The sequence below is a fragment of the Bacteroides sp. ET71 genome (assembly GCF_023336905.1).
Lineage (GTDB): Bacteria > Bacteroidota > Bacteroidia > Bacteroidales > Bacteroidaceae > Bacteroides.
The window spans coordinates 206,009-216,731 of the sequence record NZ_JAMBLS010000004.1; the positions used below are offsets into that span (position 1 = coordinate 206,009).

Genomic DNA, 10,723 nt, shown 5'->3' on the forward strand with positions numbered 1-10,723 from the left:
GCTGTTATTCGTCAGAACGGATGGATACTTTCATTTGCGTGTCGGCCACGGGTTGCCCGTCTGCCCGCACTTCGGCGGAGACAACCAGGATGCCTTCGAACTCGGTCTGTATGGTGACCACCGTGTGCAGCTCGTCGCCCACACGGGGCCGCCGGTGACAGTGAAACTTCTTCACTTCGCCGATGAATCCCAGCGGCGGCCGGGTAGCTCCCGCCTGCACGGCCCTCCATCCGGCAAAGGCCGATGCCGACTGGGCGATGTGCTCCAGCACACCGGTCTCGGCCAGGCAACCCTCGTCGTCCAGAAAAAAGTTTCCGGAGCAGACGGTGAAGCACGCCTCTGCCTCGTCGTCGGTTGCCCGCAACAAACGGTCTACCATGATGATGGGAGTCCGCTGGGGTATAAGTGCCCGGATGTCCGTTTCCTTGGGTTCCACGTCAGGCCAGGTGAGATTCAATGTAATTGTAAAGGTCGGCAAACGTTTTTATTTCGCGCAGTTCTCCGACGGGAATCTTTATCTTGTACGTTTGTTGGATGATGGCCACCAGGTCGACCAGGCTCAGGCTGTCCAGTTGGAGCGTCTCCCGCACGTTGGCTTCGGGCGTGAACAAGGCTGCATCTACTTCAAATTCATCAGCCAGCAGGCTGTTTACTTTCTCTACTATCTCTTGACGTGTCATAGCAATGGTGTTTTAAAAGTTCTTCTTATGTTTACAGATTTCTTACAATCAGGGTGGAATTGGTCCCTCCAAACCCGAAGGAGTTGGAGAGGAACAGGTCGAAATGCGCCTCGCGCGTCTCGGGCAGCACGTTGATGCAGGCCGTCTCTTCGTCCGGTTCTTCGAAATTGATGTTTCCCGCAATAAAGCCGGCCTTCATCATGAGGATGGAATAAATCAGCTCGCTTCCGCCCGCCATCCACATTTCGTGCCCCGTCTGGCTCTTGGTTGAGGTGACGGGCACCCGGTAGTCGCCGAAAAGGCGTGCGATGGCCTGTGCCTCGCGGCTGTCGCCGATGCGGGTGGAGGTGGCATGGGCATTGACGTAGCCTATCTGCGCAGGCGTGACGCCGGCGTGTTGCAGGCACAGTTCGAGCGAGCGTGCCGGACCGTCGACATTGGGCGTAGAGATATGGTCACCGTTTCCGGAGAAACCCCAGCCGACAATTTCAGCCAGGATAGGTGCACCGCGGCGCATGGCGTGTTCGTAACTCTCGACAATCAGCGTAGCTGCTCCCCCACCCGGCACCAGGCCGTCGCGGCTGCGGTCGAAAGGCCGGCTGGCACGCTCGGGTTCGTCCTCGCGAAGAGAAAAGGATTGTATGCCGTCGAAGGCGGCCACGCTGTACATGTTGTTCTCTTGGGCGCCGCCGCAGACGACGCAATCTTGCAAGCCGTCGCGCACCAGCAGGTAGGCCAGTCCCACGGAATGGGAGCCCGAGGCGCACGCGGCCGAGGCGGTGAGGTTGATGCCCCGCAAACGGAACAGGCAGGCCAGGTTCATGGTGACGGTGGAGTTCATCGACTGGAAGATGCTGCCGCTGCCACACGCAGCGGTGTCGTGGAACTCGCGGAACTTGTCCAGCCCTTGCATAGTGGCCTCGGCCACCGAGTCGTTGCCGTAGACGATGCCTACCTCGTGGGCGGCGACATAGTCGGGGTCGAGGCGGGCGTGTTGCAGGGCGTCGCGGGTGGCCATGTAGGCATATTGTGCTTCTTCGGGCATGAACTGCCTGAGGTTGCGTGAAACATAAGGCTTCAAATCGGGACGGGGCACACGGGTGCACAAAGCCGAACGGAATCCCGCCGCTTTCCGTTCTTCGCTAAAGACAACGCCGCTGCGCCCTTCATAAAGAGCCTGGCGGACGTCGTCCAACGTCGTACCGAGGCAGGACCAGATGCCCATGCCTGTGATTACTACTCTTCTTTCCATGTCAGTATTTTCTTATAGCACCGCCGCCGTTTGCCCACAGTCGGGTGGAGGGGCTTCCATTGCGACAGTTCTTTCAAGTTAGTTTCCAGTTGCGGCCCGGTTTCAGCCTGTTTGAAACCAAGCTTATTATATATAGGAAGCAAGTCGGCGAAGAACAGGGCGTTCACGCCCAAGCCCTGGTAGTCCGGGCGAACGGCCACGAGGTAAAGGTCAGCCTTGTCTTCTCGCTTCCACTTCAAGGCACGGAGCAAGTGAAACCAGCCCCAGGGCCACAGGCGTCCGCCGCTGCGCTGCAAGGCGCGTGTCAGGCTGGGCATCGTGATGGCAACGCCCACCAGCTCGCCTTCGGCATTTTCGACCACCGGCACCATGCGCAGGTCCAGCAGGGGGATGTAGCGGGCCAGATACTCGTCTATCTGGCTGTCTTGCAACTCGGTGTATCCGTACAACGGGGCATAGGCCTCATTCAGCAGGCGGAAGACGCGGCGCCCGATGTCACTCTCGCGCAACTCTTTGTGGGTCAGTTTGCGCACCCGCAGGCCGAACATCTCCTGCGCCAGCGCGGCTGTACGGGCATAGCGCTGGGGCAACTGCTTCGGAATCTCGATGTGCGCCTGCACCCAGTCTACTTCTTTCTGGAAGCCCAATGCCTCCAGATGCCGGGGATAGTAGGGCGGGTTGTAGATGGTGATAGAAGAACCGGGACGGTCAAAGTCCTCCAGGAGCATCCCTTCTTTGTCGAAATCGAAGATGGCCATCGGACCGACCATCTCCTCCATGCCCTGTCCGCGCCCCCAATCGGCCACGGCGTCCAGCAGGGCGGCCGAGATGCGGAGGTCGTCTTCAAACTCGATGAAGCCGAAACGCACCTGGCGCGTACCCCACTTCTGGTTGGCACGACGGTTGATGATACCGGCCACACGGCCCACCGGACGGCCGGAGCCGTCGTAGGCTACAAAGGCACGGATGTCTGAGAACTCCAAAGCAGAGTTCCGCCGCACGTCGAACGTGTTGCGGACATCACTCTCCAAATCGGGCACGTAACAAGGAAAATCCGCATACAAACGCCTGGGAAGACGGACAAAATCATCCATCTCACGACGGCTCTGCACCTCTTTTACTATTACTTCTTCCATAACAAAACGCGAAAGTATAGAAAAGTTTTCTCCATGCAAAAACATCATAACTGTCAGAGCATTTTTAAAGAATTAGAGACCAATACCTGCACGCCCGCCCAATGAAAGAAACGGACATCTGGCCACGGCGGCCGTCCGCCACGCCTGCGGCGCACACGGGGCACGGCCGTCACGAACACGGGCCGCGCCTCGTGTCCGCAAGAGGCACGCCCCTCGCAAAGCAAGCCCAGTCTTCATACATATGACAACCCGCCAGGAACTAAACACTCGTTACATTTCCGATGAAGGGGAAACAGGTTTGTAACAAGTCTGTCACTTTCTCTTCAAGATTCCGTAAGGAACCTGTAACACGCACCACGTACTTTTGCAGCAAAATCAAAAAAGAACTTTAAACAATATGAAACAAATCAAACGAGTATTTCTATCACTACTAATTCTCTTGATGGCCGGACTACCGCTGCTGGCCGATGAGAACGTGAACGAAACCAAACAAGGTGCCATCCGCGGACGCATCGTCGACAACACGCAGCAAACCCTTCCGGGCGCCACCGTCTACATCGAATCCCTCCACACAGGCGCCATCAGCGACGTGAACGGCTTCTACACCCTGGCCAACCTCGCAGCCGGCACCTACCGGGTGAAAGTCTCCTACGTAGGCTACTCGCCCGCCGAATTTACCATTACCGTCCCCGAAGGGAAAACCGTCGAACGCGACGTCACCCTGAACGAAGGCATCGAACTGCAAGAAGTCGTCGTGGGCGGCGCCTTCACCGGACAACGACGCGCCCTCAGCTCGCAGAAAAACGCCATGGGCATCAGCAACGTCGTCTCGGCCGACCAAGTGGGCAAGTTCCCGGACTCCAACATCGGCGACGCCCTGAAGCGCATCTCGGGCATCAACGTACAGTACGACCAGGGCGAGGCACGCTTCGGACAGGTGCGAGGCACCAGCGCCGACCTCAGCTCCGTCACCATCAACGGCAACCGCATACCTTCCGCCGAAGGTGACACGCGCAACGTGCAGCTCGACCTCATCCCCGCCGACATGGTGCAGACCATCGAAGTCAGCAAGGTAGTGACCGCCGACATGGACGGCGACGCCATAGGCGGCTCCATCAACCTCATCACCAAGAACACGCCTTACCGCCGCATCTTCAACGCCACGGCCGGAAGCGGCTACAACGCCGTCAGCAAGAAGGCGCAAGTGAACCTCGGGCTGACCTACGGAGACCGCTTCCTGAACGACAAACTGGGACTGATGATTTCCGGCTCTTACCAATACGCACCCGGCGGCTCGGACAACGCCGAGTTTGAATACGACGTCGACGACGACCAAGTCGTACTGAAAGAAGCACAAGTGCGGCAATACTACGTCACCCGCGAGCGCCAAAGCTACTCGCTGGCCCTGGACTACGAATTTAACGCAGACCACAAAATCTCCTTCAAAGGCATGTACAACCGCCGCAACGACTGGGAAAACCGCTACCGTGCCGTCTACAAAGACCTGGACGAAAGCGACCCCGCCGAACAGTCCATCGAACTCCAGACCAAAGGCGGAGCCAACGACACGAAAAACGCACGCCTGGAACGCCAACAGACCATGGACTTCACCCTGGACGGCGAACACAACCTGGGCGGACGTGTACTGATGGACTGGGCTGCCTCCTACTCACGCGCCAGCGAAGACCGACCCAACGAACGATACTTCGGACTGAAGATGGACAACAACACGGGCAGCAACCTGCTCAGCACCTTCCACGGCGTAGGCGGACGCACCCCCTACTCCACCCTGGCCATCCCCGCCCTGAGCGACGAAGCCTGGGAGCTGGACGAACTGACCAACAGCGACCAGAGCATCTACGAAAACGAATGGAAATTCCGCCTCAACTTCGAACTGCCCCTGGCCAAAGGCCTCTTCGGCAATACCCTGCGCTTCGGCGGGAAATACACCAACAAGACCAAGGACCGCGAGACAGAGTGGTACAAGTACGACGAGGCCTTCGACGACAACGACGCCTGGCGCAACAACGGCGCGGCACAAATACGCAGCGGCTTCATGGTGGGCGACTTCTATCCCGAAGGCACACAATTCGTCAGCAAGGAATACCTGGGCGGCATCAACTTCGGCTCCATGGAAGGAGAACCCGACAACGAGGAGATGTCCGGCAACTACCACGCCAACGAGCAAATCACCAGTGCCTACCTGCGCTTCGACCAGAAACTGGGCCGCAAACTCAACCTCATGCTCGGGCTCCGCATGGAACACACTGCACTGGACTACCGCGGCCTGAACTGGGTGGTAGACGAAGAAGAGGAGGAAAGCCTGGCCCCCACCGGCAACCGCAAGAACAACTACACCAACTGGCTGCCCAGCGTACTGCTGAAGTACGACGTCAACGACGACTTCAAGCTCCGCGCCTCGTTTACAGAAACGCTCTCACGCCCCAAATACGCGGCCCTCATTCCCAGCGTCAACTACAACAGTGCCGACGAAGAGGCCACCATCGGCAACCCGGACCTGAAGCCGACTACCTCGTACAACTTCGACCTCAGCGCCGAATACTACTTCAAGTCCATCGGCCTGGTCAGCCTGGGATTCTTCTACAAGAGCGTCAACGACGTCATCGTGGACGAAGCCTGGCAAGGCATGGCTCCCGAGATACCCATCAGCGGCACCTACGAGTATGACATCACCAAGCCCATCAACGCCTACGACGCCAACCTCTATGGCATAGAGGCAGCCTACCAACGCGACTTCAGCTTCATTGCCCCCGCCCTGAAATGCCTCGGCTTCTACGGGAACTATACCTACACGGCCAACAAGACCAAGAACCACCACTTCGAACACCGCGTGCTGGAAGAGGGAGAAGAAATCGACATGATAGGCTCGCCCGAACACACGGCCAACGCCTCGCTCTTCTTTGAGAAATGGGGCTTCAACCTCCGCCTCTCCTACAACTTCGCGTCGGCCTTCGTGGACGAAATGGGCGAAGTGGCCCAGCTGGACCGCTACTACGACAAGGTGAACTACCTGGACCTGAACGCCACCTACACCTTCGGCAAGCGTTTCAAGACGACCATCTACGCCGACGTGACCAACCTGCTCAACCAGCCCCTGCGCTATTACCAAGGCACCAAGGACCGCACCATGCAGGTGGAATACTACGGCGCACGCTTCAACGCAGGCATCAAAGTCAGCTTCTGACCACGCGAAGACTCATCGCAGCCCTGTACGAAAAGCCATCATAGCCTCGAACGAAAGTGTCTCACTGCCTCGTACGAAAGTCTTTCGCAGCCCTATACGATGAGCCTTCGCAACACCATACAATAGTTCTTCCGGGAACAGACACTGCCTTTTCCCGGAAGATTCCAGATTCGCGCCCCATCTTTGCAGGCCGAAAACAAAAAAAACAGAAGATATCAACACTAAAAACAGAAAGGAAATGAAAATGAAGAAAACACTCCTCCTGCTGCTCCTGACCCTCTGCGGCACATGGGCAGTGGCACAAGAGAAAATCGATTACAGCGTCTACGACGACAAATGCAACTTCTACATCGCCAACGACCTGGGCCGCAACGGCTACTACGACCAGAAGCCCATCGCCGAACTGATGGGCACAATGGCCGAGGAAGTAGGCCCCGAATGTGTCATCGCTGCCGGCGACATCCACCACTTCGACGGAGTCGCCTCGGTAAACGACCCCTTGTGGATGACCAACTACGAGCAAATCTACTCGCACCCCGAACTGATGATTGCCTGGCATCCCATCTGCGGCAACCACGAATACCGGGGCAACACGCAGGCCGTCATTGATTACAGCCGCGTCAGCCGCCGCTGGGAAATGCCCGCCCGCTACTACACCAAGACTTTCAACGAAGAGGGAACCACCATACGCATCGTATGGATTGACACGACCCCGCTCATCGACAAATACCGTCAGGAATACGACAAGTATCCCGACGCCTGCCAGCAAGACATCAACACGCAACTGGAATGGCTGGAAGCTACCTTGGCAGCAGCCAAAGAAGATTGGGTAGTAGTGGTAGGCCACCACCCCATTTATGCCGAGACATCAAAAGACGACGTAGAACGCCAAGACATGCAGAAACGGGTAGACACCATCCTGCGCCGTCACCGCGTGGACATGTACATCAACGGACACATCCACAACTTCCAGCACATACGCGTGAAGGGCAGCACCATCGACTACATCACCAACTCAGCCGGCTCGCTCAGCCGCAAGGTGAAGCCCATTGAAGGAACGGTATTCTGCAGCAGCGAACCGGGCTTCTCCATCCTGTCCGCCACACCCAAAACATTGGAGCTGCGCATGTTGGACAAGCACGGAAAAGTATTGCATACCGTCACACGAACTAAATAATACTTGAAAAAACGACTGATTATTGCTTCTTTTTCTGTCCCCCGCCTACGGCTTGGTGCCGCGCAGCGGGGGATTTTTCTTTATTCGCCCGACAGACGTTCCAACGTCAAGACCCTGGGCCTTGCAAACGGACGGCTGGGCGTTTCTGCCGCACGGGTCTGCGGTACAAAAGTCTGCTGGTCAAAAGCGATGAATTCCTCCAAACTGGGCGTATAGCTTTCGCCGCGCTGCAACACATTGTTATAAATGGCCCGGCGCGACGGGGCATTGAATCCCAAGATGTTGCTGCGCATCATGCTCTCTTCCGTCGAGCGGTAAGCCCCCGACCAATACGTGCAGGCACCCTCGATGACGCCCAAGCCCTGCCCGTCATAGCGCGGGTCGAACAGGAAGTCCGCCCAAAGCACTGCGTTCCAGTCCGCTGTGAAGTCCACGTTCATCCACCAGCCGAAGTCCCGCTGCTGCTGTTGGCGGTCGGCCATCTCGTCGGCCGGCATCGCGCCCTGCGTCTCGTAGGAATACTCATCGTCCAGCTTGCCGATGCCGTGGCCCACCACCTCGTGCACCATCACGCGACGGAAGTTTTCGCTGCCCAGCTCCTCAATGACGGGACAATAGGCCACGGAAAAGTCCACCGGATTGCCGCGACCGTCCGTATAACTGTAATTGGTGCCGCCATAAGCGTCGGTGTTCAGCACCACGACCACCTGCGCATTGTTCAGGTCGATGCCCTCCACGGCCCGCGCGTACTCCTGCACCGCCTCGTCGTCGCCGCCCACCAGCGTGCTGTTTCCGCCCTCCATCCAGCAGCCCAGGGCCGTCTCATAGCCCTCGGCAAAGATGTTGTGGCGCGACACGGCCGTCACGGAATAGATGTCGAAATAATCCTGCAACGAACGGATAGGCTCTTCGGTGAACAGATTCTCCACGGCCTGCGCCATCACCTGCCCGTAGTACCCGCTGCTAATCTCCGCGTCGATGAACCCGTCGCCCATCAGCACCAAGGAGATGCCGTTGCCCTGCGTATGGGGTTGCAGCAGCTCCACCGCCTTGTCCATCGAGTAGTCGATGCTTTCGCCCGTTCCCTGCCCCACCTGCGTAATGGTCGCTGTAGCCAGCAGGTTCTTCTCGGTCAAGGGGTCTTGCTCGCTCGACACCTTGCCAAAGTAAACCACCGTAGTCCGCGCCTGCCGCCTCTCGTTGGGCAAGACGTACAGGGGCAGGTAATAAGTCGCCTCGCTCGCCGCCCGGGTGTCCGGCTGCGAAGTGATCCAGTCGCAATCGCTCTGCGTATAAACGGCAAACTTCCCTTGCGGCAGGGTAGTGCGGAAATAGATGTCCAGGTTGCCCCCGTACGCATCGTGGGTGATAAGCGGTTCTTCCACAAAGATATATTCCTCCTGCCGCACGTCGATGCTGACAGAACTTTCTCCCGACGCCAGCTTCACCACGGCCTTGCGCGCCTCGCCCGTGTCGTTCGGTTTGAGCACGCTCAGCGTCACCTGCTGACGGCCGCTCCCTCCGCTCTGCGGCGACACTTGCAGCCAATCGGCATCGGCGCTCGCGCTCCAACTGTCCGCAGCCGTAAACGACAGGGTGTAAACGGCGCCCGCTTCCGCGCCGATGGAAACTTGCCTGTTGGAAGAATAATCGACTACGATACCTCCACCCGGCTCTTCGTCCGCACAAGAACAAACTAAGACCAACAGTCCCCAAAGGAACGACAGAAAAACTTGATTCTTCATAAACTCTTCAATTGAACAAGAAATAAAATAAGTCATCACTCACCCGCCCACCCCTTCCGGCATGAGCACGGCCTCAAAAGTAGGCAACCGGACTGAAATATAAAAGGAAAACGCCGGGGAAATGGCTTCGCGACGGCAAAAACCCGGAAAAGACAAGCGCCGAAGCAAAAAAACGACCCGCCAAATCTTCCTTTTCCTCCCGAATTAGCGTATCTTTGCCGCCAAATAGACACAATAGAACATCATGGCTGTAACCATCAAGAAAATAACCGACCGACGGGACCTCAAGCGGTTCATCCGCTTCAACTACGAATTGTACAAAAACAATCCCTACTCCGTGCCCGACCTCTACGACGACATGCTGCGCACACTCAGCAAAGAGAAAAACGCCGCTTTCGAGTTTTGCGAAGCCGACTACTTCCTGGCCTACAAAGACGGCAAACTGGTGGGACGCGTGGCCGCCATCATCAACCACCGCGCCAACCAGGCATGGGGCAAACAAGAAGTACGCTTCGGATGGATAGACTTCACGGACGACACAGAAGTGTCCGAAGCACTGATCCGCACCGTCGAACAATGGGGACGCGAACGGGGCATGACCCACATCCAAGGCCCCCTGGGCTTCACCGACATGGATGCCGAAGGCATGCTGATAGAAGGATTCGACCAACTGGGCACCATGGCCACCATCTACAACTATCCCTACTACGCCGCACACATGGAACGCCTGGGATTCCAAAAAGACGCCGACTGGGTGGAATTCAAAATCTACATACCCGACGCCATCCCCGACAAACACCGCCGCATCTCCGAACTGGTACAGCGCAAATACGGCCTGAAAATCAAGAAATACACCTCAGGCAAAAAAATCGCCCACGACTACGGACAAGCCATCTTCGAACTCATCAACGAAGCCTTCGCCCCCCTGTACGGCTATTCCGCCCTGTCACAACGGCAGATAGACCAATACGTCAAAATGTACCTCCCCATCCTCGACCTGCGCATGGTCACCCTCGTCACCGACGCCGACGACCGCCTGATAGCCGTAGGCATCTCCATGCCCTCCCTGTCGCGCGCCCTCCAGAAAGCACACGGCCGCCTCCTGCCCTTCGGATGGTTCCACCTGCTCAAAGCCCTCTACTTCAAGCGCCGCTCACACATCCTCGACCTGCTGCTGGTGGCCGTGAAGCCCGAATACCAGAACAAAGGCGTCAACGCCCTGCTCTTCTCAGACCTCATCCCCGTCTACCAGCAACTGGGCTTCGAATACGCCGAAAGCAACGTCGAACTGGAACTGAACGGCAAGGTACAGGCACAGTGGGACTACTTCAAGACCGAGCAGCACAAACGCCGCCGGGCATTCATCAAAGAGATAGGCTGAGCGGAGCATCCGGATGCGTGTTCTTGAACGTGTAGAGCATATAGTCCAAGCAGGCCCGCTCTTTCCCCCTCATCCGGCAACAGCCGGAGACACCCACCGGCCATCACTCGTCCGCCCCGGTTGCGAAGCTATCGAATTAAAACAAAT

The 10,723-nt window shown here is 57.5% G+C and carries 8 protein-coding genes; 3 read left to right on the top strand and 5 right to left on the bottom strand.

Translation table 11 applies throughout. From position 1 onward, the window contains the following. Positions 1–4: 4 nt before the first annotated feature. The 4 genes from M3090_RS04440 to M3090_RS04455 are packed head-to-tail and all read right to left on the bottom strand — an operon-like array spanning position 5 to position 3,068. Positions 5–478, bottom strand: a complete 474-nt coding sequence (locus tag M3090_RS04440; protein WP_249054180.1) for a beta-hydroxyacyl-ACP dehydratase — start codon at positions 476–478, stop codon at positions 5–7. Then, positions 438–680, bottom strand: coding sequence for an acyl carrier protein (locus M3090_RS04445; RefSeq protein WP_249054181.1), 243 nt, complete (start codon positions 678–680; stop codon positions 438–440). The genes M3090_RS04440 and M3090_RS04445 overlap by 41 nt, the downstream gene beginning before the upstream one ends. A gap of 31 nt (positions 681–711) precedes the next feature. Further along, positions 712–1,932 carry a beta-ketoacyl-[acyl-carrier-protein] synthase family protein gene (locus tag M3090_RS04450; RefSeq protein WP_249054182.1) on the bottom strand — a complete coding sequence of 407 codons (1,221 nt, stop codon included), beginning with the start codon at positions 1,930–1,932 and terminating at the stop codon, positions 712–714. After that, positions 1,917–3,068, bottom strand: coding sequence for an N-acetyltransferase (locus tag M3090_RS04455; protein ID WP_249054183.1), 1,152 nt, complete (start codon positions 3,066–3,068; stop codon positions 1,917–1,919). The genes M3090_RS04450 and M3090_RS04455 overlap by 16 nt, the downstream gene beginning before the upstream one ends. 397 nt (positions 3,069–3,465) lie before the next feature. Here M3090_RS04455 and M3090_RS04460 point away from each other — a divergent pair, with 397 nt between their 5' ends. After that, on the top strand, positions 3,466–6,273 hold the full coding sequence (locus M3090_RS04460; protein WP_249054184.1) for a TonB-dependent receptor: 2,808 nt from the start codon (positions 3,466–3,468) through the stop codon (positions 6,271–6,273). A 244-nt stretch (positions 6,274–6,517) separates the two neighbouring features. Beyond that, positions 6,518–7,450, top strand: coding sequence for a metallophosphoesterase (locus M3090_RS04465; RefSeq protein ID WP_249054185.1), 933 nt, complete (start codon positions 6,518–6,520; stop codon positions 7,448–7,450). Between the two features lie 80 nt (positions 7,451–7,530). Here the strand turns inward: M3090_RS04465 and M3090_RS04470 are convergent, their stop codons facing one another. Further along, positions 7,531–9,195 (bottom strand): BACON domain-containing protein, encoded by a 1,665-nt coding sequence (locus M3090_RS04470; protein ID WP_249054186.1) that lies wholly within the window; start codon positions 9,193–9,195, stop codon positions 7,531–7,533. Positions 9,196–9,439: 244 nt separating this feature from the next. Here M3090_RS04470 and M3090_RS04475 point away from each other — a divergent pair, with 244 nt between their 5' ends. Next, a complete protein-coding gene (locus M3090_RS04475; protein ID WP_249054187.1) occupies positions 9,440–10,576 on the top strand; it encodes an N-acetyltransferase in 1,137 nt (378 codons plus the stop codon). Positions 10,577–10,723: the final 147 nt, after the last annotated feature.